Source organism: Trichococcus paludicola, from assembly GCF_003052295.1.
GTDB classification, from domain to species: Bacteria; Bacillota; Bacilli; order Lactobacillales; family Aerococcaceae; genus Trichococcus; species Trichococcus paludicola.
This window is the reverse complement of record NZ_QBLC01000002.1, coordinates 331,091-355,821: the sequence shown is the minus strand read 5'-3', so window position 1 is coordinate 355,821 and position 24,731 is coordinate 331,091. Positions and strand designations below refer to the sequence as shown.

The 24,731-nt window shown below is 45.5% G+C and carries 20 protein-coding genes; 18 read left to right on the top strand and 2 right to left on the bottom strand.

From position 1 onward, the window contains the following. Positions 1 to 15 precede the first annotated feature (15 nt). The 10 genes from C7R56_RS04435 to nth all read left to right on the top strand — a co-directional run bounded on the left by C7R56_RS04435 (position 16) and on the right by nth (position 11,176). Complete coding sequence (locus C7R56_RS04435; RefSeq protein WP_107995371.1) at positions 16 to 567, top strand: YpiB family protein; 552 nt, start codon at positions 16 to 18, stop codon at positions 565 to 567. Between the two features lie 63 nt (positions 568 to 630). Further along, complete coding sequence (dapB, locus tag C7R56_RS04430) at positions 631 to 1,419, top strand: 4-hydroxy-tetrahydrodipicolinate reductase (RefSeq protein WP_107995370.1); 789 nt, start codon at positions 631 to 633, stop codon at positions 1,417 to 1,419. Beyond that, positions 1,416 to 2,981, top strand: coding sequence for a CCA tRNA nucleotidyltransferase (locus C7R56_RS04425; RefSeq protein WP_107995369.1), 1,566 nt, complete (start codon positions 1,416 to 1,418; stop codon positions 2,979 to 2,981). Before dapB ends, C7R56_RS04425 begins: the two co-directional genes overlap by 4 nt. Positions 2,982 to 3,093: 112 nt before the next feature. Beyond that, the gene (locus tag C7R56_RS04420) at positions 3,094 to 3,570 is read left to right on the top strand and encodes a hypothetical protein (protein WP_107995368.1); all 477 of its coding nucleotides are present in this window, start codon (positions 3,094 to 3,096) and stop codon (positions 3,568 to 3,570) included. A gap of 271 nt (positions 3,571 to 3,841) precedes the next feature. Further along, positions 3,842 to 6,589: a helicase C-terminal domain-containing protein gene (locus tag C7R56_RS04415; RefSeq protein ID WP_107995367.1), complete on the top strand. Its 2,748-nt coding sequence runs from the start codon at positions 3,842 to 3,844 to the stop codon at positions 6,587 to 6,589. A gap of 97 nt (positions 6,590 to 6,686) precedes the next feature. Further along, positions 6,687 to 7,163 (top strand): cell wall elongation regulator TseB-like domain-containing protein, encoded by a 477-nt coding sequence (locus C7R56_RS04410; protein ID WP_107995366.1) that lies wholly within the window; start codon positions 6,687 to 6,689, stop codon positions 7,161 to 7,163. A gap of 15 nt (positions 7,164 to 7,178) precedes the next feature. Next, positions 7,179 to 8,369 (top strand): pyridoxal phosphate-dependent aminotransferase, encoded by a 1,191-nt coding sequence (locus tag C7R56_RS04405; RefSeq protein ID WP_107995365.1) that lies wholly within the window; start codon positions 7,179 to 7,181, stop codon positions 8,367 to 8,369. A gap of 47 nt (positions 8,370 to 8,416) precedes the next feature. Continuing rightward, the gene (gene asnS / locus C7R56_RS04400) at positions 8,417 to 9,700 is read left to right on the top strand and encodes an asparagine--tRNA ligase (protein WP_107995460.1); all 1,284 of its coding nucleotides are present in this window, start codon (positions 8,417 to 8,419) and stop codon (positions 9,698 to 9,700) included. A gap of 105 nt (positions 9,701 to 9,805) precedes the next feature. Then, entirely contained in the window at positions 9,806 to 10,513 is a 708-nt protein-coding gene (locus C7R56_RS04395) for a DnaD domain-containing protein (protein ID WP_107995364.1), read from the top strand. A 15-nt stretch (positions 10,514 to 10,528) separates the two neighbouring features. Beyond that, complete coding sequence (gene nth / locus C7R56_RS04390) at positions 10,529 to 11,176, top strand: endonuclease III (protein ID WP_107995363.1); 648 nt, start codon at positions 10,529 to 10,531, stop codon at positions 11,174 to 11,176. Positions 11,177 to 11,250: 74 nt separating this feature from the next. Here the strand turns inward: nth and C7R56_RS04385 are convergent, their stop codons facing one another. Beyond that, positions 11,251 to 13,818 carry a PBP1A family penicillin-binding protein gene (locus C7R56_RS04385; RefSeq protein ID WP_107995362.1) on the bottom strand — a complete coding sequence of 856 codons (2,568 nt, stop codon included), beginning with the start codon at positions 13,816 to 13,818 and terminating at the stop codon, positions 11,251 to 11,253. Between the two features lie 16 nt (positions 13,819 to 13,834). Continuing rightward, on the bottom strand, positions 13,835 to 14,449 hold the full coding sequence (recU, locus tag C7R56_RS04380) for a Holliday junction resolvase RecU (protein WP_107995361.1): 615 nt from the start codon (positions 14,447 to 14,449) through the stop codon (positions 13,835 to 13,837). Positions 14,450 to 14,673: 224 nt separating this feature from the next. Here recU and tig point away from each other — a divergent pair, with 224 nt between their 5' ends. The 8 genes from tig (at position 14,674) to C7R56_RS04340 (ending at position 24,729) form a co-directional block, all read left to right on the top strand. Next, positions 14,674 to 15,954, top strand: a complete 1,281-nt coding sequence (tig, locus tag C7R56_RS04375) for a trigger factor (protein ID WP_107995360.1) — start codon at positions 14,674 to 14,676, stop codon at positions 15,952 to 15,954. Positions 15,955 to 16,198: 244 nt separating this feature from the next. Continuing rightward, positions 16,199 to 17,452 (top strand): ATP-dependent Clp protease ATP-binding subunit ClpX, encoded by a 1,254-nt coding sequence (gene clpX, locus C7R56_RS04370; protein WP_107995359.1) that lies wholly within the window; start codon positions 16,199 to 16,201, stop codon positions 17,450 to 17,452. A gap of 145 nt (positions 17,453 to 17,597) precedes the next feature. Further along, positions 17,598 to 18,206: a ribosome biogenesis GTP-binding protein YihA/YsxC gene (yihA, locus tag C7R56_RS04365; protein ID WP_107995358.1), complete on the top strand. Its 609-nt coding sequence runs from the start codon at positions 17,598 to 17,600 to the stop codon at positions 18,204 to 18,206. A 119-nt stretch (positions 18,207 to 18,325) separates the two neighbouring features. Beyond that, positions 18,326 to 19,609, top strand: a complete 1,284-nt coding sequence (locus tag C7R56_RS04360) for an MFS transporter (RefSeq protein ID WP_107995357.1) — start codon at positions 18,326 to 18,328, stop codon at positions 19,607 to 19,609. Positions 19,610 to 19,719: 110 nt separating this feature from the next. Further along, a complete protein-coding gene (dnaG, locus tag C7R56_RS04355; protein ID WP_107995356.1) occupies positions 19,720 to 21,597 on the top strand; it encodes a DNA primase in 1,878 nt (625 codons plus the stop codon). 26 nt (positions 21,598 to 21,623) lie between these two features. Beyond that, positions 21,624 to 22,760, top strand: a complete 1,137-nt coding sequence (gene rpoD / locus C7R56_RS04350; RefSeq protein ID WP_107995355.1) for an RNA polymerase sigma factor RpoD — start codon at positions 21,624 to 21,626, stop codon at positions 22,758 to 22,760. A gap of 137 nt (positions 22,761 to 22,897) precedes the next feature. Continuing rightward, entirely contained in the window at positions 22,898 to 23,599 is a 702-nt protein-coding gene (locus tag C7R56_RS04345; protein WP_107995354.1) for a tRNA (adenine(22)-N(1))-methyltransferase, read from the top strand. Further along, positions 23,596 to 24,729, top strand: a complete 1,134-nt coding sequence (locus C7R56_RS04340) for a Nif3-like dinuclear metal center hexameric protein (RefSeq protein WP_107995353.1) — start codon at positions 23,596 to 23,598, stop codon at positions 24,727 to 24,729. The genes C7R56_RS04345 and C7R56_RS04340 overlap by 4 nt, the downstream gene beginning before the upstream one ends. The last annotated feature ends 2 nt before the right edge of the window (positions 24,730 to 24,731 follow it).

Here is a 24,731-nt window from a genome sequence, read left to right as displayed (position 1 = left end):
ATAGGAGGTTTTAAAATGATGAATCCTACTTTGGAGGAGAAAAAAAATTTTATTTCTTGGTTTATTCAGAATTATCAATTGAAGCGCAGAGAGTCCCTTTGGATACTCAATTATCTGCTCAATCATGAGATTTTGTTGAAGAATATCCATCTGATTGAGGAAGTTCATACAACGAACAGAGGAATGGGGTTTGCCGTAGTCGGAAATCCGAAAGATGCCTTCATGTACTACAAAGATGGGAAGACATTTGAAGATCCCGAGCAGGCATTCCATGATCTGCGCTTGAATTGGAAAGAGGATTTTTATCTGGAGTTGTTCTTTGATCAATCCTACCAAGTCCTTTCATTTTTTGGTGTTCTGGAGGACAATCCGTACCTCCAAGACTCTGAAATTTTCGATAAAGATCTGGAAGAAATTGTAGAAAAATCATTGGAAAAGTTGGCGGTGAAGGATCGCATCCATTATCTGAAAAAACAGATTGACATTGCGCTAATCCAATACGATGAAACAAGCTTCAGGAAGTTCACGAAAGAATTAAAAGAGTTGGAAGAAAAAAATATGATCTGATAAAACGCGGATATGGTGCGGAACATGTGTGCCAACAGCGTTAAACGGAAGGGAACGTGTGGAATGAAAATAGTAGTTTCTGGATTTAAAGGCAAAATGGGAACCGCCTGCACAAATATGGTCTTGCGTCAGGAAGACTTTACTTTGGCGGCTGTATACGATCCTTTCGCAAAAGAGAAGCAGCTCGATGAATTGCCGCAATATGCCGGCAATCCTGTGAGAGTGTACAGTGATAAAGCGGCCCTCGTCAAGGAAGTTGACGCTGATGTTTGGATTGATTTTTCAAGACCGGATGCGGCCTATGACAATACACGTTTCGCCCTTGAAAACGGTATGCGTCCTGTAATCGGCACTACCGGATTTTCCAGCGAACAACTTGAAGAATTGACCAACTACTCAAAAGAGTTGGGTCTGGGAGGCTTGATTGCGCCTAATTTTGCGATTGGTGCCGTGTTGATGATGGAATTCGCCGCAAAAGCAGCAAAATATTTCCCGAACGTGGAAATCATGGAATTGCATCATGACAACAAGTTGGATGCGCCAAGCGGTACTGCCATAAAAACAGCCGAATTGATTTATGAAGTGAGAGGCGACCATCCACAAGGGCATCCGGAAGAGAAAGAATTGATCGAAGGCGCAAGAGGGGCTGATTACCATGGTATGAAAATCCATAGTGTCCGCTTACCAGGCCTAGTTGCGCATCAGCAAGTGCAATTCGGAAGCGCAGGAGAAGGCTTGATCATCCGCCACGATTCATATGACCGCGACTCTTTCATGAACGGTGTAGCCCTTTCCTGCAGAAAAGTAATGGAAATCGATCGCCTGATCTATGGATTGGAAAACTTCCTATGATCATAAACGCACCGGAATTTCAAAAAGCGATACCCATCATCGAAGCCATCGAACAGGCCGGATATGAGGCCTACTTTGTTGGGGGAAGTGTGCGCGACACGCTGCTTCATCTGGATATTTCGGATGTAGACATCGCCTCGAGCGCTATGCCTGAAGAAATTCAGCGGATCTTCCCGATCACCTTCGATGTAGGCATCCAACATGGAACGGTGATGGTTTTACATGAGCGTGAGACTTACGAAATAACAACTTTCCGGACAGAATCAAAGTATGAGAAGTTCCGCAGACCAGAGAAAGTCCAGTATGTGCGCAGTCTGCAGGATGATTTGAAAAGGCGCGACTTTACGATCAATGCAATTGCAATCGACCGCCATGGGAATATCAAAGACTACTTCAACGGGCAGGAGGACTTGGCGAACAAATTGATTCGGGCAGTAGGCAACCCGGAAGAACGCTTCAGGGAAGATGCTTTGCGCATGATGCGCGCAGCCAGGTTTGTGAGTCAGTTGGATTTTGAAATCGAAAAAGCAACGAAGGAAGCCATCGTCGAGTACCATCCGCTCCTTTCAAAAATCGCGGTAGAGCGCGTGCGCGAAGAGTGGAATAAGCTTCTGATCGGAAGAAACCGCAAGGGCGGAATCAAATTTTTTGTCGAAACACGTTTATTCCAGATGTGTCCCGGTTTCCAAAATCGGGAAAAGGCATTGATCGACTTGGCCCTTTTTCCGCTGCAATTCAAAGGGACAACGATTGCTTGGACTGTATTGATCCATTTCCTTGATCTGAAGAACGATGCGATCGAACCATTTTTGCGCCAATGGAAGTGTTCCCGCAAGGAAATCATGGATATACGCATAGGCGTGCAGGCACTCAACAAACGCCTGCAACAATTCTGGGACTATCCACTCCTGTTCGAAACAGGGATCGAAATAGCCATGCAGATAGAAGCCATCATCGAAGGGTTCGGTTTGCCGAACCAGAGCGAAAACTTGATCGAATTAAACGAATCCATGCCGATCCATACGCTGAAAGATTTGGCCTTGGACGGAAAAGAATTGCTGTCCTTGCTGGGCATCAAACGTGGCGGTCCTTTTGTGGGCGAGATATTCGAAGAACTAAAAACCTTGGTGTTGGCAAACAAACTGGAGAATAGTCATCTCGCACTAAGGGATTTCATTATGAAAAGAAGGATGATTTATTTGGATGAGACATTCGTAGCCTCCTATACCGTCGGACAAAAGGATTTGGCTTCCGAAATCGGTTCGGGCACATTGCCGGTTCTGGCAACGCCGGCATTGTTGGCCATGATCGAAAATGCCTGTATGGGAATCGTCAAGGAACATCTTTCCGAAGGCGATACGACAGTCGGGATACACTGTGATCTGCATCACAAAAAAGCTTCTCCCATCCACTCAGAAATAACGGTGACGGTCAGAGTGACGGAACACAGAGGAAATAAATATTTCTTCGAATGCGCGGCCCATTCACAAGGCCATGAAATCGCATCGGCGAAGCACACAAGGGCAGTCGTCAACGCAAATGAATTCATGGATAGTCTATAGCAACTTAACTTACTTTTTTTCTCATCATCGGAAGTGTATGGGTACCCACTTGATAAAAAATATGATAAAATAGTTACATATTCAAAAAGTAAATATATCAGGAGTGATTTCGATGAAAAAAGTAATGACAGGTTTGAGATTTATTTTTAGAAACGGCGAAACATGGACGATCAAGCGTGAATATATCGGAGATCTATGGATCAAACAAGTCACAACGAGCTACGGCCGAATCGGAAACAGTGATTTCCAAGAAATCCACCCTTGCGAATCTTTGCGTATCGAAATTAACCAAGAAGCAGATCACGTCAATACGAGCGATATCAACTTGGGCGGGCTTGAACAAGGCATGTTCGAGCGCGTTGCGAGCCATCAGGACATCGAAAAAATGGATATCCTGTACCAAGATGAGGATCATCCAAAATCCGACGTCATTGTAGAAGTGGACCGCATCTACTTCCCTTACAAAGCATTGGATACCGATGGATTCGACAATGAACATCAATCTTCATTCGTTTCATCAGAAAACCAATTATATATTGTAATCGATCCAGAAAAAAATGTGAAAGATATTTATTCTGAAATCGTTTAATAGATCAAAAAATGGACCCTTGCTGCTAAAGCGAGGGTCCATTTTTGTGATGTCGGGTAGGCAACCTGTTCATGCAAGCCATCAAAAAAATCCGATAATTATCGATTTTACGGTAACAATAGCCACGACATAGGATATAATGAGGTGAGTTGCATGCAATGCACAGTTTGATCGGAGAGGCTCCTGTTTTTATAAGATACCTTCAGGGAAAGTCTTGCAGAAAGAAATACCGGAACAGGAGAAGCTTCTGTTTATTTAGGAGATTGTTTTTATGAAGAAAACCTACGCCATTGTCGATCTTGAGACAACGGGATCCAGCTTTAAACGAGGGGATCGGATCATTCAATTCGGGTGTACCTTGCTTCAGGCCGGCAAAATAGTTCAGGAAATCAATATAACCATCAATCCCGGCAGAAAAATACCGGATGTCATCGAGAAGCTGACGGGAATCAAGAATAAAGATGTCAAAGAGGCTCCCTATTTTGAAGACGTATGTGATTTCATCTACAACACGTTAGAAGGGTGCGTTTTTGTAGCGCATAACGTACATTTCGATTACCATTTTTTGGACTATTCATTCCAAGAAGTCGGCATGCCGCCGCTTTCGCTGCGCGCGATGGACACGGTGGAGTTGACGAAAATACTGTATCCGACCTTATCCAGTTATCGGTTGGGCGATCTATCAAACCACTTCGTTCTGACGCATGATAGTGCCCATGATGCCGCAAGCGATGCGCGTGCAACTGCAGAACTTTTCCTCCAGTTGAAGGAGAAAGCCAACAACTTACCGTTGGTCACGCTGGAAAAGTTGAATTTCTTGTCGGCGCATTGTCAGGTGGACAACGATTCCTTTTTTTATGAGAGCTATGAAACCGCCAAAGAGATGCGCTCCCCCCTTCCGCAGAAAATCTACGTCAAAAATGGGTTGGCGCTGAAGGAAAAAGACATACTCTCGGAACAGACGGCTTATAGAGAAAAAGAAATTTCCGATTTTTCGGAAGTGGCCAAAAGCCTGATGGGAAATCACGGCTTGGAAATCCGTGCAGAGCAGATTGAGATGATGCAATCACTTTTCGACTTCCACCAAGCCGAAAATTCTGAAAATTTGGCAATTGAAGCTGCGCCGGGCATCGGGAAGACTTTGGCCTATCTGCTGCCTGCAGCTTATCAGGCAACGCCGAAAAACAAAGTCCTTATCAGCACTTCCACGCTGCTTTTGCAGGAACAGATCATGGATAACGAGATGACCCGGTTACGCAAAATGCTGCCATTTGAGCTGCAGATAAGTTCATTGAAAGGGAAGACGAACATCGTCCACCTGGAGAAATTGGCCGCATTGACCTTGGAAGCCCTCACCAAAAAAGAATCCTTGATCATGATGAGCATCTATGTCTGGCTGACCGAGACGGAAACCGGGGATATCAGCGAATTGAGCCAAGCGCAGAACTTTGATTTTCTCTGGGATAAGCTGACCTTTGAAAGCCACGAAGCCCCTTTAAAAGGGAAGTGGGCCGAGGATGATTTCTTTGCCTTCAATAACAAGAAAGCAGAACAATCCAGCCTGATCGTCACAAACCATTCTTTTTTGAGTCATCACATCGATGATTTGGCAATTTTTGACCATTGCGACTCCATCAACTTGATCCTCGATGAGGCACATCAGTTCCCGCGCGTCTATCAGGATGCGCACAAGAAAAGTGTAGCCCTATCCATCCTGAAACGGCGTTTGAAGCGCTTCGGCTACTTCCTCCGAGATTATCGCGAGGCAATAGAAAAGGATCCAAATGGCGATTCCCTGGACTATGATTTATTCAACCTCGAATTCGCGATCGATCAACTACAGCAGGAATGTGCCCATTCCGAAGAAGTATTGGTGCGTTCCCTTATCCATGAGGTGGGGGAAAAAGGTGAAGTTTTTCTTGATGAAAATTTTTTGGTTGAGAATGGAATGAAAAAAATATTCAAGAAAATGCACCAGTATATAGAGGAGACAAGGCTTGCCGCCATGCGTTGCCTGGATAAAGCCGACCTGAGGAATGATCCGGTTATGGGTCCCCGCGCAAAGGCAATTTTGGAGGACTTGGGGGCAGTCCAAGTCAATCTGCACTATTTTTCTGAAGACCGCCTAGGTACGTATCATGTGCTGCAATACAATTGGGATAATGACTTGCTTTCGCTGGCAATCGAAATAAACCAAATTGATCTCTCGGAGGAAATCCATTCAAAAATAGAAGAGCGATTCAGCAGAACCGTTTATTTAAGTTCGACTCTCAAAGTGGATGACTCGCTGGACTATTTCAAAAATAAAATCGGCGAAGCCGAATTGCAGGAAGCGTATTTTGCTTCTCCATACAAGTTGAGCGAACGGTTGCGGATTTTCCTTCCGACAGATATCACTGCCATCACCTCTTTGGACGACAAACAGGCGGCGAAACAGATTGTTTCGACTTTGCAAGAAATCGTGCTGCCGCAACAAGGCAAAGCATTGGTTTTATTCACATCCAACCGCTTGCTGGAGGAAGTTCATAGCCAACTCAAAAACGCTGTTTCTTCCGGATTCCCAGGAACGGAAATACTCGCTCAAGGTTTCTCCGGCAGTCGGAGAAGGATGCACAATCGGTTCATGTCGGCCAATGCGGCCATTTTGCTGGGTTCTGCTTCTTACTGGGAAGGGATCGATTTTTCTGATCAAGCCGTTGAAATTCTGGTGATAACCAGGCTGCCGTTCGATCCGCCGCATCGTCCGGAAAATGCCGCCTTCCAAGCGTTTCACCACGACAAAGGCAAGAAGGCGTTCTACGAAGAGTTTCTTCCGCGAGCGATGATCCGTCTGAAACAGGGGATAGGCAGACTCGTCCGCTCCAGAAATACGAAAGGCGTCGTCATTTGCCTGGATGACAGATTGATCAAAAGCACTTATTCCAAACGGATGCAACAGATGCTTCCGGAGGGCGTAGGGATAAAAGTAGCCGATCAAGCGGAAATAAATGCCGAAATTCAAGAATTTCTGAAAAAATAATGCAGTGGGATATTCCATCAGCATGAAGTTTAAGGTATCATTAACAATTAGGTGAGATTGCGATTAAGTTTCAACCAAAGATAAGGAAGTGGAAGATGTGAAGAAGAATATCATTGTGGGGACGATTGTGCTTCTTTTCCTGATGATCGTCAGCTCTTACACGATATTTTACCGAAGCCAGCAGCCGATCCTGCAAGCTCAAAAAGAAGCAACTGCCATCGCGGAAGCGAACGCCAATATCCAAAAAGTCCAGGATTTTTACTGGTACAACGGATCTGAAACGTATTTTACACTGGCTGGTACCGATGACAAGAACGAAGAATTATATGTCATCATTAAGAAAGACGGCGGTGAAACCACTATCCTGAATACGGCGGAAGTCATCACCGAAAGTGAAGCTAAATCAATCACTCAGGCGGATAAGAACCCTGAACGGATTCTGGAGGCAAGACTGGGGATAGAGAACGAAGAACCTGTTTGGGAAGTCACCTATAAAAACGCAAATAATACGATTGGTTACTACTTGATATCCGCTATTTCTGGTAAATGGCTCAAAGATATAGAAAACATATAAATTGGAGTGATTGAGATGGTAAAAATTTCTGAGAGAATGAAAAAAATAAGCGAATCCCCGACATTGGCGACGTCAGCTAAAGTCAACGTCATGAAAGCGCAAGGGAAGGATATCCTGAACTTGACCGTAGGGGAACCGGACTTCGATACGCACGTTTCCATTCTGAATGCTGCAGTAGAGGCGATCCAATCAAACAAAGCGAATCACTACACACCGACTGCCGGTATCCTGCCATTGCGCCAAGCGATTGTGGATTATCATCAGAAATATGACGGCGTCACTTTCGCCGTCAATCAGGTCATTGTGACTGAAGGTGCTAAAAATGCTTTGTTTGCGCTATTCCAAGTCATTCTTAATCCCGGAGATGAAGTCATCGTCCCTGCGCCGTACTGGGTAAGCTATACCGAACAGATCAAACTGGCGGGTGGCGTCAACGTACTGGTCGAAACAGCGCCTGAAAAAGGCTTTAAACTGACTGTGGAAGACCTGGAAAAACATCGCACCGAAAAAACGGTTGCTTTGCTTTTGAATTCGCCGTCGAACCCGACCGGAATGATCTATACGCCTGAAGAATTGAAGGCGATTGGCGAGTGGGCGGTTGAACACGATGTCTTGATCATTGCTGATGAAATTTACTACCGACTGACCTATAACGGGAATGAAGCCATCTCAATCGCTTCACTTTCAGAAGAAATCAAGAACCAGACTATCATCATCAATGGAATCTCCAAAACGTACGCAATGACAGGCTGGAGAATCGGATATGCAATCGGAAATGCGGAAATCATCAATAAAATGATCGAACTGTCCAGTCATTCGACAAGTAATCCTGCCGGACCAAGCCAATATGGCGCACTGGCTGCTTTGACCGGACCGCAAGATTTTGTTGAAGAAATGCGCGCAGCATTCGAAGCGCGACTGAACTTTTTCTATCCGCTTGTTGCCAGCATTCCTGGTTTCAAGGTAACAAAACCTCAAGGAGCTTTCTACTTGTTCCCGAATGTCAAAGAAGCCGCCGAGATGTGCGGCTTTGAAGAAGTAAAAGACTTTACGCTGGCTCTGATCGAAGAGGCAAATGTCGCTTTGGTTTCAGGCGATGGTTTTGGATACCCTGATTACGCCAGAATAAGTTATACTGTCAGAGAAGAACTACTTGCAGAAGCAGTAGATCGCATCAAAAAATTTATCGAAACCCATAAAAAATGATCCGATTTTTATGGAAAAAGGGGTAGAATAGATTGACACTTATCACAATGGACCACGCGAAAGAATATTTAGGGCAAGAGATTTCCATTGGTGCTTGGGTAACCAACAAAAGAAGCAGCGGAAAAATCGCCTTTCTGCAATTACGTGACGGCGCCCATTATTTCCAAGGCATCGTTATGAAAAATGATGTCGGCGAAGAATTGTTTGACGTCGCAAAATCGCTGACGCAAGAAACTTCATTGATCGTCAAAGGAATCATCCAAGAAGATCCGCGTTCGAGGCTTGGCTATGAATTGCTCGTAACCGGTATCGAAGTGCTGGGAGAAAGCCAAGACTATCCGATTACGCCTAAAGAGCATGGAACAGATTTCCTGATGGATCATCGTCATCTATGGCTGCGTTCATCCAGACAGCACGCCATCATGAAAATCCGCAACGAAATTATCCGCGCTACTTATGAATTCTTCAATCAAGAAGGCTTCATCAAGGTCGATCCGCCGATTCTGACCGGCAGCGCGCCGGAAGGGACAACGGAGCTGTTCCACACCAAGTATTTTGATGAGGAAGCTTACCTGTCCCAGAGTGGACAATTGTACATGGAAGCGGCAGCGATGGCCTTCGGAAAAGTATTTTCATTCGGTCCGACTTTCCGTGCCGAAAAATCGAAGACGCGTCGCCATCTGATCGAATTTTGGATGATGGAGCCGGAAATGGCCTTCATGCATCAGGACCAGAGTCTGGAAGTACAAGAAAGATATGTTGCTTATCTGGTCCAATCGGTCCTGGATAACTGTGATATCTACTTGGATACGTTGGAGCGCGACAAAGAATTACTGAAAAAATACACGCAATTGCCGTATGATCGCATCAGCTATGATGATGCCGTAGCTTTGTTGAACGCAAACGGATTTGACGATATCGTCTGGGGCGATGATTTCGGGTCGCCTCATGAAACCTTTATCGCGAATCAATCGGAAAGACCGGTATTTATCCTTAATTACCCGAAGGCAATCAAGCCTTTTTACATGAAAGAGCATCCGGATCGTCCGGAAGTCGTTTTGTGCGCGGATATGATTGCTCCCGAAGGATACGGAGAAATAATCGGCGGCAGTGAACGTGAAGTGGACTACCAACGCTTAAGCGAACAGATCGAAAAATTCGGACTGAGCAAGGAAGACTATTCGTGGTATTTGGATTTACGCAAATACGGTTCAGTGCCTCATTCCGGTTTTGGGCTGGGACTTGAAAGAATGGTGACTTGGATCTCCGGCACCGAACACATCCGTGAGTCGATTCCGTTCCCGCGTCTTCTGAACAGAATTTACCCGTAACCAAGATGTTTTGCGAATCTGAATTGAATCATAACAGAATGGGAGTGGAACAAATAGAAGCTATTTGTTCCACTTCCTTTTACTCTAAAGGGGTTTTTAGATAAGATGTCATACAATGAATTAACCAAATGGATCGAATCAGGGCAGACTCTGATTCCAAATTTATTGCTGCAGAACTACAAAAGGATTGGGCTTGCGGATAACGAATTTATCTTTGTGCTGCAGCTGAAAGCTTACATCGATAAGAATATACCTTTTCCGAATCTGGCACTGATCGCCGAAAATATGGGCATTGCCGAAAAGGATGTCTTTTCCTTGCTGCATAATCTGATGCAAAAGCAAATGATTTTGATGGAGACGAAAAATGATCTCGCGGGAAAAGTGGAGGATTCCTATTCCTTGGATCCGATTTATCAACGGCTTTTCCAATTGATGGAACGATCCGAGAAAAAACAGCCCATCCAGCAACAAGGAAAGAATATCATGACCATGTTCGAGCAAGAATTCGGGAGGAACTTATCGCCCATCGAAATGCAGACCATTGCGAGTTGGATCGATATGGACCACTATCCGCTCGAATTGATCGAATCAGCTTTGAAAGAAGCGGTATTGAATCGCGTCTACAGCCTTAAATACATCGACCGCATCCTGTTGGCCTGGGAGAAGAAAAATATCAAAAACGTCAAAGATCTGATCCAGCAGCAATCGACGCGGCCCCAAACCAATCAGGACAAATTCGATGAAAAGACAGGAACGGATGCGCCGATGGAAGTTCCACTATACAACTGGCTGGACACTGAGGCGGACGCATAGGTGGGGTGAAGAATAATGCTATCGAAAAAAAAGACTATAGAAGCACTGGATGAGATGGCGGCGCTATTCCCGAATGCGGAGTGCGAACTGCTGCATCAGAACGTATTTCAGCTATTGATTGCGACGCTCCTCAGCGCCCAAGCAACGGATGTTTCCGTCAACAAAGTGACGCCAGGCCTGTTCAGGCGATTCGCTACGCCCGAAGCTTTCCTTGCAGCCCCACTTGAGGCGATCATGCAAGAAATCAAGACGATTGGCTTGTATAGGAACAAAGCCGCGAACATCCAAAAATGCTGCAAAATGCTGCTGGAGGACTTTGGCGGCGAAGTGCCGCGCACACTTGAAGAACTGACCAAGTTGCCCGGAGTGGGGCGCAAAACAGCAAATGTGGTCATGAGTGTCGGTTTCCAAATCCCAGCGATTGCGGTGGATACCCATGTGGAACGGATATCCAAACGTCTGCGCATCGCTCCCCAGAAAGCATCAGTGCTGGAAGTGGAAGAGTTGCTGATGAAAAAAATTCCGAAGGAGCGCTGGTCCGATGCGCATCACCAGATGATTTTCTTCGGCAGGTATCATTGCACAGCCAGGAATCCCAAATGCGACGTTTGCCCATTGCTTTCGATGTGCCAGGAAGGGCAGAAACGGTTGGGTTTGAAATGAAGTGGACGAGTGCAGTCTGCGGGATCCGGAACAAAAAAACAGCCAGCTCCTTTGAATCGGGAGCTGGCTGTTTTTTATGGATTCTGAGTTGATTCTTCGTCGTCCTGCACAGCGGAGGATGATTCATCGCTTTCCGCTGATGAGCTGGATGAAGATGATGAGGATTCGCTTGATGCCTTTTCCTTATCTTTCTCCTCCGCTTTGGAGGATTCCTGAGCCGGGTCGGCGATGGTCAACTGGATTGTTGCAGCAGGTGATGTGCTTGAGCTGACTTTGACGAGCAAGGAAATCGTGATTGTGCCTTTATCAGGATTATCAATGACGACTTTGGTATCTGTTGTCGTTTCAGAGGCGCCACCTGCTGTCACCGTGTATTGCGCTTGTGCATTTGAATCGGTGCCGCTGGCTGAATATTTGTCCCATTCGATGGTCAATTCGTCCTTATCGGTGTTGTAGCTAGCCTTCAAACCGGAAGGCGCCAACAGAGTCACGCCGTATTTTTTGGAGGTGGAAGTGGGTTCCGTTCCTTTGACAAAAAGTTCTGTGGCGATCAGACTGCTTGGCGTATTTGGGCCGGGCTTCATGATCGGATCAGTGTACTTTTCCATCGATACTTGGCTGACCGATGCAGGCAGCGTCCAATCGGCATAATCGGTATCCTCGGAAACGTAGGACATCAACTCACGATAGATATCGCGCGTTAGACTTTGTGTCTGGTAATCCAAAAAGTTTCCGTATTCCTTAGAATTGTCATAGCCGACCCATACCGAAATGGAATAGCTTGTCGAATATCCGGCAAACCAGGCATCAGGAGCGGCATAAGGTACGTTTGTACCGCCGACTGCGGCCAATTCATCATCTGTATAGTTGGTAGTACCGGTTTTGCCGGCCTGCGGCAAGCCGGATATCTGGGCATTCGTAGCCGTTCCCTCGGTGATGACGTCCTTCAGCATATCGGTGATCATATAGGCTGTGGATTCCTTCATCGCTTCGGTTCCCGTCGGTTCGAAGGTGAATTCTTCACCTTCAGAAGTCGTCACGGATTGGACCGTATAAGGCTCGTAATAAGTGCCCCCGTTGGCGAAGGCAGCATAAGCTGCAGAAAGCTCAATTGGTGTCGCTTCGCCACCAATCGCATTGGATTCAACCAAATATTCCTGGTCATCGTTCGTAATCGTGATGCCTAATTTTTGCAGGAATGAAAAGGCGTTATCCGCACCGACTTCCTGGAAAGTCTTCAATGCCGGAATGTTGCGCGAATCGACCAACGCTTCACGGACGGTCTGATCGCCTTTATACTTGTTGTCGTAGTTGTTGATTTCGCTGCCGTCGGAGTAACTGTATTCCTCGTCGACGACCAACGTGCCTGTTGAGTAATCCAAGTATTCGATGGCAGGTCCGTAGACCGCCAATGGTTTCATGGTCGAACCAATGCTGCGTTCCAGTGTGGAGGCGCGATTGAGCCCAAGTTGGACATTCTGGTTGCGCCCGCCGATGACTGCCTCTATGGCGCCGGTATTGACGTCGACCATGGAAACACCTGTCTGCAGCAGATCATCCGGGAATTCGATATAATCGTAAGTATTCACGATATCGTACAGACGTTGCTGTGCATCCATATCGATGTTGGTCGTAATCGTCAGTCCGCCTTCGTAGACGTCCAAGCCGGTTTTTTCAGTGACTTCGTCGATGACGAGTTGGATGTAAGGATCGATCACCAATGATGTGTTGACATCACCAGAGTGATCAATGATGCTGCCTTGTATTTGAACCGTTTTTGCCTCAGCACTTTCTTCGGCAGTGATCTTTTCGTTCTCGACCATCATGTCCAGAACAAGGTCGCGCCTAGCCTGAGTGTCCACCGCGTTAGTGATTGGGTCATACAAGGAAGGGGCTTGCGGCATGCCCGCTAAAGTGGCTGCTTCAGCGATTGTCACATCGGTGATGGATTTGCCGTAAAAGTATTCAGCGGCCGTTCCCATACCGTAGACATTGTTGGACATGTAGACTTTATTAATGTAAAATGCCAAAATCTCATCTTTCGTATATTCCCGTTCCAGTTGCATAGACATCCAGGCTTCCTGAGCTTTTCGTTCCAAGGTCTGGTCTTCGGAACTGGTTGAAAAATAGGATAATTTAATCAATTGCTGAGTGATGGTGCTTCCGCCTTGCGAGATACCGCCTTGCTGGAGATTCGCGAACAAGGCGCCGATGATCCGGATCGGATCGACGCCGTTATGATCGTAAAAACGTTGGTCCTCTATAGATACGATAGCGTCCTTCAAGACTTGCGGGATTTCTTCAGGGGTGACCAATGTCCGGTTCTGATCGTTTCCGCCAATCTCCTTGATTTCGTTTCCGTCGGCATCCAAAATGGTCGATGCCACCGTTCCGACCAATTTTTCCTCGGTCAATTCGGGAGCGGAGGAAACATAGTAGAAGAAGAGTCCTGCTCCGGAAGCGAGTCCAATCATCCCCAGGGCCAAAACACCGAAGATTATTTTCTTCCAGAGCGGCATCCCGGTTTTTTTCGTATTCGCTTTCGTTTTCGCTTTCAAGGCCGTTTTGCGTGGGCCTTTTGTATTTCCGTTGTTCTTTCTGTTGGTTGCGCGTGATCGTGTATTATTGCCTTCATTCGGCATGTGGTTCACCTCTTAATTATTTGATAGTGCATTCAAGCATTTTATCCACTGCATCCAGATAATCCAATCGGGGATTGAATCCGTATGCCACTTCGAACCCATTATCCTCTATAAATGCCAATGGGATCGATTTACGGCCATTATTCAATGTATTCTCCCAAAAGTCAATCAAATAGGAACTGTTCAGCAAGAAAACGCGGTTAAAGCAGGAAAAACGGATCAGTACGAACGTGATTCCTTGCTGTTGGATACACCTTTTCATGTGGATGATCTGGTGCTCGTGGAAGTTGCTCAAGGGTATGGCTGTCTTGTTTTTTGTTTCTTTGGCCTCAAAGTCCAGATAAAGACCTTTATAAACGCCGTTGTAGTCGGTAGTGGAGGATTGCCGATAATAAGCTTCTTTGATGACGGCTGCGCTTCTTTTGGGGTAATCCACTTTAACGACTTGGATAGGCGTCGGTTTTTTATGGATGACGGCTTTTCCTGATGAAAGGTAATGCTCATTGCTGCTGTTGATCTCTTCTTCAAGCGTCATTCCGCGGTTGCTGTATACGAAGTCTTTCCTCTTTGCAGTTTTCGGTATATGCGACTCGGCATGGAACTTTTTGCCGTTCGGATAATTTACGGCCACTGACGATCACCCCCATTGAATGATTATACCAAAAACATATGATGAAAGAAATCTAAGAAAGCATTAAAATCGAAGGCTAAAGCATTGATAACGGGCACATTTTTTACACGAATACGGAATAATGAAGCACTTTTTGTTTACAACACCGCTTTTCTAGTGTAGTATTGGAGAGTGTGCAATATCAAATTAATTGCAATAAAATCAAGATTTTTGGAGGAAAGTAAATGACTGCAAACTGGGAAAAAACAGGCACTAACGATGGTGTCTTAACATTTGAAATTTCAGAAGAAATCATCAAACAAGAAATGGATAAGGTCTTCAACAAAGTGAAAAAGAACGTTTCCGTTCCTGGATTCCGTAAAGGTAAAGTTCCTCGTCACGTATTCAACAATATCTATGGTGAAGAGTCTTTATTCGAAGACGCATTGAATGGCGCTTTGCCTGATGCTTATTCAAAAGCTATCGAAGAAGCTGGATTGGATCCTGTTTCTCAACCAAAAATTGACATCAAGAGCATGGAAAAAGGCCAACCTTGGGTCATCGCTGCTGAAGTAACAGTGAAACCTGAAGTGAAGCTTGGAGAATACAAAAATCTTAAAGTTGAAAAACAAGACCGCATCGTTACAGATGAGGATGTAGAAAACAACTTGAAAGAAAAACAAGAGCGTCAAGCTGAATTAGTCCTTAAAGAAGAAGGCGCAGAACTTGGCGACACAGCTGTAATCGACTACGAAGGATTCGTTGACGGTGTGGCTTTTGAAGGCGGCAAAGATCAAAACCATTCTTTGGAGTTGGGATCTAATCAATTCATCCCAGGTTTCGAAGAACAATTGGTCGGCGTTAAAGCTGGAGAAGAAAAAGAAGTTGTCGTGACTTTCCCTGAAGACTATCAAGCTGAAGATCTTAAAGGAAAAGAAGCTACCTTCAAAGTAATCGTACACGAAATCAAAACAAAGCAATTACCTGCTTTGGATGACGAATTCGCAAAAGATATCGACGAAGAAGTAGCATCATTGGACGAATTGAAAGCTAAAATCCGCAAGGAATTGGAAGAAAGCAGAACTGCTGCAGCTGACGAAGCTGTTCAGGATTTAGCTTTGAGACAAGCCGTTGCCAATGCTGAAATCGTTGAATTGCCGCACGTAATGGTTCACGATGAAGTGCACCGTCAAATGGATCTTTTCCTGAATGATATGCAACGTCAAGGAATCTCTCCTGAATTGTACTACCAAATCACAGGTACTACTGAAAAAGACTTGCACGTCCAAATGGAATCTGATGCTGATGAACGCACGAAAACATCACTAGTATTGGAACAAATCATCAAAGATGAAAACATCGTCGTTTCTGAAGAAGAAGTCGCTGCAGAAATCGAAGAACTAGCAAAACAATATAACATGGATGCAGACCGTGTTCGTGGATTGGTCAGCCCTGATATGTTGACTAACGATATCCAAATGAAGAAAGCGATGAGCATCATCACTGATTCAGCAATCGAAGCATAAGAAAAGTTGAAACAGAATACAGAGATCGGGACATTGTCTTCCATAGTCAGTGTCCCATCTGTTTATACTCAGGGATATATTCGGACTTTAACCCCACTAGGTAAACGGATCATATTCTTTTTCAATTTTTCCTTTCTGTGTTAAGATGTAAACCGTTCGTAAGCGGTCAGGGTCAATGTGCCACAGCAGTTGGCCTATCCTGGCAAGTTATACTGGATCGGAAAGTAAGTATATAGAGAGGAGAATGATTGTGTTCCATGATGAAAGTATCGGGACAATACATTGTTCATTCTGCGGAAAATCTCAGGACCAAGTGAAAAAGATCATTGCGGGGCCGGATGTATATATTTGTAATGAGTGTGTAGATTTATGCAAAGAAATCATCGAAGAAGAAATCTATGCACCAAGCGAAGCGGTATTCACCGAGGTGCCAAAACCGCAGGAAATCCAAAAGATTTTGAGCGAATATGTGATTGGTCAAGAAAAAGCCAAACGGACGCTGTCTGTAGCGGTCTATAATCACTACAAGCGTATCGGTCAAATGAGCATGATGTCAGAAGACGATAATGTAGAGTTACAAAAAAGTAATATTTGTTTGATAGGCCCGACTGGTTCGGGTAAAACCTTCCTTGGCCAAACATTGGCGCGTATCCTGGATGTCCCATTTGCGATTGCTGATGCGACAAGTTTGACGGAGGCCGGATATGTTGGTGAGGATGTCGAGAATATCCTATTGAAGTTGCTTCAAGCTGCCGATTTTGATGTCGAGCGGGCTGAACGCGGAATCATCTACATCGACGAGATTGATAAAATCGCCCGTAAAGGTGAAAATGTATCGATCACGAGAGACGTAAGTGGTGAAGGGGTTCAACAAGCGCTGCTTAAAATTTTGGAAGGCACTGTTGCGAACGTTCCACCGCAAGGCGGCAGAAAACACCCGCAGCAAGAGTTCATCCAAATCGACACGACGAACATTTTATTCATCGTTGGTGGTGCCTTTGATGGCATCGAAACGATCGTGAAAGAGCGTCTTGGCGAGAAAGTCATCGGCTTTGGCTCTCCGCAAGCCAAACATTTGGAAGACAAGAGCATCATGCAGCAGATCATACCGGAAGATTTGTTGAAATTCGGGTTGATCCCGGAATTTATCGGTCGTTTACCGATTATGGCTGCGTTGGAAAAGTTGACAGAAGACGATTTAGTTCATATTCTGACACAACCAAAAAATGCCTTGGTAAAACAATACAAAAAATTACTTGAGTTGGATGGCGTCGAATTGGTATTCGAAGATGACGCATTACGCTCCATCGCCAAAAAGGCACTGGAAAGAAACACAGGTGCTCGTGGATTGCGCTCCATCATCGAAAACATCATGCTGGACATCATGTTTGATATCCCAAGCAGAGATGAAATCGTGAAGTGCGTCATAACCGATAACATAGTGAATGGCATCGGTGCGCCGTTGCTGTTCGATGAAGACGGTAAACAGATCAACTAAACATGAGCTTGCGTTTGAAGTCCGGCGAATCAGACAATTTCCAATCTGATTTCCGGATTTTTTCGCATAATCATGACAGTCGGTTGCAGAAATAGTATTAAGCGTCGTTTCAATTGCAGACGGCTTTGAAAAGGAGTGGAAATAAATGCACGTAAAAGATGCGGAAATCGTAATGAGCGCGGTCGATCCCAAACAATACCCGGCCACTGGCTTTGCAGAAATCGCTTTGGCGGGGCGGTCCAATGTGGGCAAGTCATCGTTCATCAATAAACTGATCAATCGCAAAGCGTTGGCGCGGACATCAAGCAAACCGGGAAAGACCCAGACTTTGAACTTCTATCTGATCAATAATTCATTTTATTTTGTGGATGTTCCGGGTTATGGTTACGCAAAAGTTTCAAAAACGGAACGGGCAAAATGGGGCCAAATGTTAGAGACGTACTTCACACAACGGGATACGTTACAACATGTCTTTTTGATTGTCGATTTTCGTCACGAGCCTACCGAAGACGATATTCAAATGAAGGATTTCATTGAATATTACAATCTTCCGTATTCGGTCATCGCCACCAAATGCGATAAAATTCCGCGCGGGAAATGGAATCAACATTTCTACCGCATCAAAAAAGCTTTGAATCTTCCGAGTGATGAGTCCTTGATCATGTTCTCGAAAGAAACGGGTGAGGGTATGGAAAAAGCCTGGACCTTGATTGAGGGAATATTGGCTGAGTATGATGAAGCAGCACAAGAATAAAATAATTGAAAAACAATGGGCAACATCCTACTATTGGGTGTTGCCCATTCTTTGTCCATTCGTTATGATGGGTTAGACAAGGTGTTTCTCGTCGAACGAAAAGAACAGGGGAGGGTAATATGGGAACTGAGAAAAAGCTAAGCCGTTATACCACCGAAGAAAAAAGTTGGATCATGCAGGACTGGGCGAATTCGGCCTACTCCATCATGATCACAACGGCGGCATTCCCTTTGTATTTCAAGTCGATCGCGGAAAGCGGCGGATTGACGGATGCTGACTCGACAGCCTATTGGGGATATGCGAATGCGGCCGCCACTTTGGTTGTGTCGCTGCTTGCTCCTGTGTTGGGAGCCGTCGCGGATTACAAAGGCTTCCGCAATCCTTTATTTACAGGCTTTACATTGGCCGGTATTTTCGCAACAATCGGGTTCGTATTTGTGCCTGCTGCAAATTGGCTGTTTCTGTTGGGATTGTACATGTTTTCGGTTATCGGTTTTTCTGGAGCGAATATCTTCTATGACGGCTCCTTGATGGACGTGACGACCGATGAACGGATGGACCGCATTTCCTCTGCAGGCTTCGGCTGGGGTTATATCGGCAGTTCCATCCCGTTCGTCATTTTTATTTTTTTCCAATTGACCGGCATTTTGCCAGTGAGCACCAATGGCATTGTGAAAGGCGGCTTCATCCTTACTGCGATTTGGTGGTTCGTCTTCACCATCCCTTATTGGAAGAATGTCAAGCAGAACTATTACATCGAAAAAGAACCGCACGTGATCCGCAAGAGTTTCCTCAGATTATGGGAAACGCTGAAGAACATCAAGGAATACAGACAAGCCTTTTTGTTTTTGCTGGCTTATTTCTTTTACATCGACGGGGTTGGGACCATCTTCAAAATGGCGACTGCGGTCGGATCGGATATCGGCCTCTCTTCGAATGAACTGATTGTAGTCATGCTAGTTGTCCAGTTCGTGGCTTTCCCATTCTCCATCCTGTACGGGCGTGCATCCAAACGGTTCGGCAACAAGAACATGATTTTTGTGGGTATTGTAACGTATATTTTCATTTGCATCTATGCATTGCAGTTGGACTCCTTGCTGACATTCATTATTTTGGCGCTTCTTGTAGGTACAGCCCAAGGAGGCGTGCAGGCGTTGAGCCGATCCTTATTCGGCCAACTGATTCCCAAAGAGCAAGCGAACGAATTCTTCGGATTCTATAACATCTTCGGGAAATTTGCGGCAGTGGTCGGTCCGCTGCTTGTCGGGGTCATCTCGCAGCTGACAGGAAACTCGTTGGATGGGGTTTTTGCCCTGATCATCCTGTTCGTGATCGGCGGGATCCTGTTGTTTTTTGTGAAAGTTCCAGATCTGAAGGAAGAACAGCAAAGATCACCGCTTTGATGCCCGTCTGAGTAAATATTTGCATGTGTTGTGCAGATGTGGTAAAATTTATTTTGCATCTTTATGCGCGTTTTTATAAAATGAAGACATTTCTTCAAGGTGGGAGACATTTGGCAGAACGTATTTCAGAAGAAAAATTAGCGCAGATCAGAACCGAAACAAATATTGTTGATGTCGTCAGCCAATATGTACAACTCAAAAAAAGAGGCAAGAATCATTTCGGATTTTGCCCGTTCCATGACGAGAAGACCCCCTCATTTTCTGTAGCAGAAGAAAAACAGATTTTTCACTGTTTCAGCTGCGGAAGAGGAGGGAATGTTTTTACTTTTTTGATGGATGTCGAGGGTATTTCATTCGTTGAAGCAGTCATTAAGACAGCCGAATTAAGCAACATTGAATTGGATTTCTCGTACGAAAACCATGCGCAAGATAATCCGCTTCAGTCAAAAAAAGAAAAATTGATCCAAATCCATGAGGAAGCTGCGGCTTTTTACCATCAGGTGCTCATGAACACCGTTACGGGGCAAGCTGCGCTGGATTACATGATCCAACGCGGCTTCACGCCGGAGACACTAAAAGAATATCAAATAGGTTTCTCTCCATCCAATCGGACAGCACTCTTTCAAATGCTGAAAGCGAAGGCATTCGATGAAGGACTCCTTCAGGAAAGTGGTATTTTCACGGATAGGCAAGGCCAAAACGAACTTTTCGATCGGTTCTCAGCCCGGATCATTTTCCCGTTGCGGAACGCTAAAGGAAAGACGGTCGCTTTTTCCGGCCGAATTCTGCATGCAACCCCAGCGGATGAAACAGGTTACCATGAAGCAAAATATCTGAACAGCCCCGAAACACTGTTGTTCAACAAACGGGATTTCCTTTTCAACTTCGACAAAGCCCGCAGTGAAATCCGGAGAAATTCAGAAGTAATCCTATTTGAAGGGTATATGGATGTCATATCCGCTTGGCAAGCGGGTGTTAAAAATGGCGTCGCCTCCATGGGGACCAGTCTGACGGATGAACAGAACCGAATACTGACGAAGACAGCCGACAAAATTGTCATTGCCTATGACGGCGATCGTCCCGGTGTCGAAGCGACCAAGCGCGCCATAGAAATACTGGAACGCAACAAGCACTTCGATATTTCGATTTTCCCGCTGGAAGCGGGTATGGATCCGGATGAATACATCCAAGAGAAAGGCCCCGAGGCGTTCGCCAAGGCACTGAAAAACAACCGGGAAACGGTCATTCAGTTCTATTCACGCTACCTCAAGATGAATCTGAATCTGGATTCCGAAAAAAATCGCATCACCTATATCGAAACCATGCTTAAGGCATTGGCCCCCCTAGAGTCTTTGATCGAAAGAGAGCTTTACATGAAGGATATCGCGGATGAATTCAGTATTCCGGTAGATATCCTGCAGAAGCAATTGAAGGGGTATCAACAAGAGGTGCTGCAGCAACGGCCTGAACGCGAGCCGGTCAGGCGAACCATGTCGCCTGATGCAGCCTCTCATGCGGTGTATCCAAGCACGAACAAACGCAAAGTGACCCAGGCAGAGCAAAGTGAAAAACAACTGCTTTACCGTCTGTTTCATTTCGAAGAAGTCTGGTCGTATCTGAACGAAATTGATGCAGATTTCAATTTCATCCACGATGATTATCAAACAATCTACATTTTGTATGAAGAGTTTTTCAGGCAGACGGGGTTGGTCGGGAATATCGACCACTTTTTGGACCGCATCAACAATCAAGCACTTCAAAATGTTATTACGGAGATCGAATGGTTCCAATTGGATTCGGAAGTCACCTATCAAGAAATTCAAGATCTCGTCCATATCATCCGGGACAAGTCGTCCCTTCAGGACCAACTGACCAAGAAACAGGCAGAAATGAAGGAAGCCCGAAAGAAAAATGACAATGAGCGTCTGAAGACAATCATGTTGGAAATCGTTTCCCTCTCAAAAGAATTAAAAGCAACAAAGAAATAGCCCGCATCGAATGGAGGAATCATTTTATGGCAATCGAAAAAAATGATCAAGGTTTCACGTTAGAACAGGTAACCAAAAAGCTGATCGCAGAACACAAATTATTGGGGTCCGTCTTCTACGACGAATTGGCCGACAAGATAGCTACACCTTTCCAATTGGACGCGGATGCAATGGATAAGCTCATACAAAAAATGGAAGACGGCGGTGTCAGTGTCGTAGACGCAGACGGAGGTCCGACTGCTCGTCAACTTGCCAAAGAAATAGTGAAGCCTGAAAAACCAGCAGCAGCCAAAAAAGATGAAGAAGAAGACCCGATGGCTGTGCCTCCCGGAGTGAAAATCAACGACCCGGTCCGCATGTACCTGAAGGAAATCGGCCGTGTGCCTTTGTTGAATGCAGAGGAAGAAGTCAATTTGGCTCTCCGCATCAAAGAAGGCGATCAGGAAGCGAAACAACAATTGGCTGAAGCCAACTTGCGTCTGGTTGTTTCCATCGCAAAACGTTATGTGGGCCGTGGGATGCAATTCTTGGATCTGATCCAGGAAGGGAACATGGGTCTGATGAAAGCTGTCGAAAAATTTGACCACACCAAAGGGTTCAAATTTTCCACCTACGCAACTTGGTGGATCCGTCAAGCCATCACCCGTGCCATCGCTGACCAAGCCAGAACAATCCGTATCCCTGTGCATATGGTTGAAACAATCAATAAATTGGTCCGTATCCAACGTCAATTGCTCCAGGATCTAGGACGCGAACCGACACCGGAAGAAATCGGTGCCGAAATGGACCTTCCGACTGAAAAAGTCAGAGAAATCCTGAAAATCGCCCAAGAACCGGTTTCTTTGGAAACGCCTATCGGAGAAGAAGATGATTCCCATTTAGGCGATTTCATCGAAGATCAGGAAGTCCTGAGTCCGGCTGACCATACTGCCCAAACACTCCTGAAGGAACAACTTGAGGAAGTGTTGGACACTTTGACCGACCGCGAGGAAAACGTTTTGCGTCTGCGTTTCGGACTTGATGATGGCAATGTACGGACATTGGAGCAAGTTGGGAAAGTATTCGGCGTCACCCGCGAGCGGATTCGTCAAATCGAAGCGAAAGCTTTGCGCAAACTGCGTCATCCGAGCCGTTCGAAACAATTAAAAGATTTTCTTGAGTAATAAGCACCCCAACCCGAGGTATTGCACTCGGGTTTTTCTTATGCCATTTTCTGACTGATATGAGGATTAATGGGATATATGAAATAGAATTATGCTAAAATAGAGCTATCAGCAAAAATGGAAATGGAGGGATAAGGTTGAACAATCAACAATTATCCGTAAGACTCGAGACAGTCGCAGGTTTTGTGCCTGAAAATGCCAGACTGGCCGATATAGGCTCGGATCACGCTTATTTGCCCTGTGTTTTGGCAGCGCGCGACGTCATTAATTACGCATTGGCAGGGGAAGTTGTGAAAGGGCCCTTCGAATCGGCAACGGAACAGATCAGAACATCAGGAGTTGGCGATCGTGTCAGTGCCAGACTTGGCGACGGCATGGATGTGATCGAGCCGATGGATCATATAAATGTCGTCACCATCTGCGGAATGGGTGGGGACTTGATTTCCAAAATTCTGGAAAAAGGCAGACTAAAAGATAAATTGGTTGGTGTGGAACGGTTGATCCTTCAGCCCAATAATGGGGAAAAGAAACTGCGTGAATGGTTGATTCCCCATCAATACAAAATCATCGATGAAACGATATTGGAAGAAAACGGAAAGATTTATGAAATCATCGTTGCCGAAAATGCAGGGACGATAGAAAACTACACGGAGTTGGAATACAGCTTCGGCCGTTTCCTGCTTCAGACAAAAAATGAAACGTTCCGCAAAAAGTGGTTATCCGAAATCGACAAATGCCAATACATATTGGACAGCATGCAAAAAGCAAGCAACAATCTGAACGAAAAAGAACAGCAAGTGATCAATAAAATCAATGAAATTAAAGAGGTGCTGGGATGAAAAGCATTACTGGTTATGAATTCATCGAGTTATTCGAATCGCATGTTCCGACTTGGCTGGCAGAGGAAGGGGATCCGGTGGGACTCCATTTGGGAGACTTGAGCCGTCCAGTCCACCGTATTTTGGTGACGCTCGATGTCCGTCCGGAAGTTGTTCAGGAGGCCATCGAAAAGCAAGTCGATTTTATCTTCTCCCATCATCCCCCGATTTACAGACCGCTAAAAAATCTGGACGTTTCAGACAAACAAACAAAGATGTATGTGGATCTGCTGAAACATGACATCAGCGTCTATGCGGCCCATACCAATCTGGACAACGCGAATAACGGGATGAACGATTGGCTCTCTGAGGCGTTGGGGCTGTTGGATGTTGAAATTATGGACGTCACGAAGCGCGTTCCTGTGAAAAAAATATCCGTATGCGTGCCGAATGCGGAATGCAATCGTGTCCGTATCGCTATGACAGATGCTGGCGCGGGGAACATTTCCGACGAATACACTCACTGCTCCTATGAAGCGCAAGGGGTGGGTCGCTTCACTCCGCTAGAAGGCGCAAAACCTGCCATCGGCCACATCAACGAACCCGAAGCGGTGCAAGAAAAGAAAATTGAGATGATCGTCGAAGACAAGTATTTGGCGGAAGTATTGGAGGCGCTGTATGAATCGCATCCTTACGAAGAACCCATCTATGAAATCTATACAATCAATAATTTCCAGCGTGAATATGGTTTGGGAAGGGTCGGCAATCTGGCATTGCCGATGTCGTTGCGTTCCTTTATCCAGTACGTGAAGGATGTTTTTCAGATCGAAGGCATGCGCTTTATCGCAGCCGATTTGGATCAGACGATCACTCGTGTTGCCATCTGCGGCGGGGATGCCGGCAAATATTATCGGAAAGCAATCAAAAAGGGTGCAGATGTTTATATCACGGGTGACGTCTACTATCACACGGCCCACGATATGCAGGCTGATGGATTGACCGTCATAGATCCGGGCCATCACATCGAACAGATCTGCAAACCGAAATTATTGGAATTATTCAATACATGGAAAAAAGAGAATGAGTGGGATCTGGAAGTCATCGCTTCCGAAATCAATACGGATCCTTTCATTTTCGACAGTCAATTGTGAGA

Excerpts from the sequence above, each read along its gene's own strand:
- C7R56_RS04385 (WP_107995362.1), bottom strand. The coding sequence starts at position 13,818 with ATGCCGAATGAAGGCAATAATACACGATCACGCGCAACCAACAGAAAG.
- C7R56_RS04415 (WP_107995367.1), top strand. The coding sequence starts at position 3,842 with ATGAAGAAAACCTACGCCATTGTCGATCTTGAGACAACGGGATCCAGC.
- dapB (WP_107995370.1), top strand. The coding sequence starts at position 631 with ATGAAAATAGTAGTTTCTGGATTTAAAGGCAAAATGGGAACCGCCTGC.
- clpX (WP_107995359.1), top strand. The coding sequence starts at position 16,199 with ATGATTGTGTTCCATGATGAAAGTATCGGGACAATACATTGTTCATTC.
- C7R56_RS04405 (WP_107995365.1), top strand. The coding sequence starts at position 7,179 with ATGGTAAAAATTTCTGAGAGAATGAAAAAAATAAGCGAATCCCCGACA.
- C7R56_RS04340 (WP_107995353.1), top strand. The coding sequence starts at position 23,596 with ATGAAAAGCATTACTGGTTATGAATTCATCGAGTTATTCGAATCGCAT.
- C7R56_RS04395 (WP_107995364.1), top strand. The coding sequence starts at position 9,806 with ATGTCATACAATGAATTAACCAAATGGATCGAATCAGGGCAGACTCTG.
- C7R56_RS04435 (WP_107995371.1), top strand. The coding sequence starts at position 16 with ATGATGAATCCTACTTTGGAGGAGAAAAAAAATTTTATTTCTTGGTTT.
- asnS (WP_107995460.1), top strand. The coding sequence starts at position 8,417 with ATGGACCACGCGAAAGAATATTTAGGGCAAGAGATTTCCATTGGTGCT.
- C7R56_RS04360 (WP_107995357.1), top strand. The coding sequence starts at position 18,326 with ATGGGAACTGAGAAAAAGCTAAGCCGTTATACCACCGAAGAAAAAAGT.
- tig (WP_107995360.1), top strand. The coding sequence starts at position 14,674 with ATGACTGCAAACTGGGAAAAAACAGGCACTAACGATGGTGTCTTAACA.
- C7R56_RS04425 (WP_107995369.1), top strand. The coding sequence starts at position 1,416 with ATGATCATAAACGCACCGGAATTTCAAAAAGCGATACCCATCATCGAA.
- C7R56_RS04420 (WP_107995368.1), top strand. The coding sequence starts at position 3,094 with ATGAAAAAAGTAATGACAGGTTTGAGATTTATTTTTAGAAACGGCGAA.
- rpoD (WP_107995355.1), top strand. The coding sequence starts at position 21,624 with ATGGCAATCGAAAAAAATGATCAAGGTTTCACGTTAGAACAGGTAACC.
- nth (WP_107995363.1), top strand. The coding sequence starts at position 10,529 with ATGCTATCGAAAAAAAAGACTATAGAAGCACTGGATGAGATGGCGGCG.
- yihA (WP_107995358.1), top strand. The coding sequence starts at position 17,598 with ATGCACGTAAAAGATGCGGAAATCGTAATGAGCGCGGTCGATCCCAAA.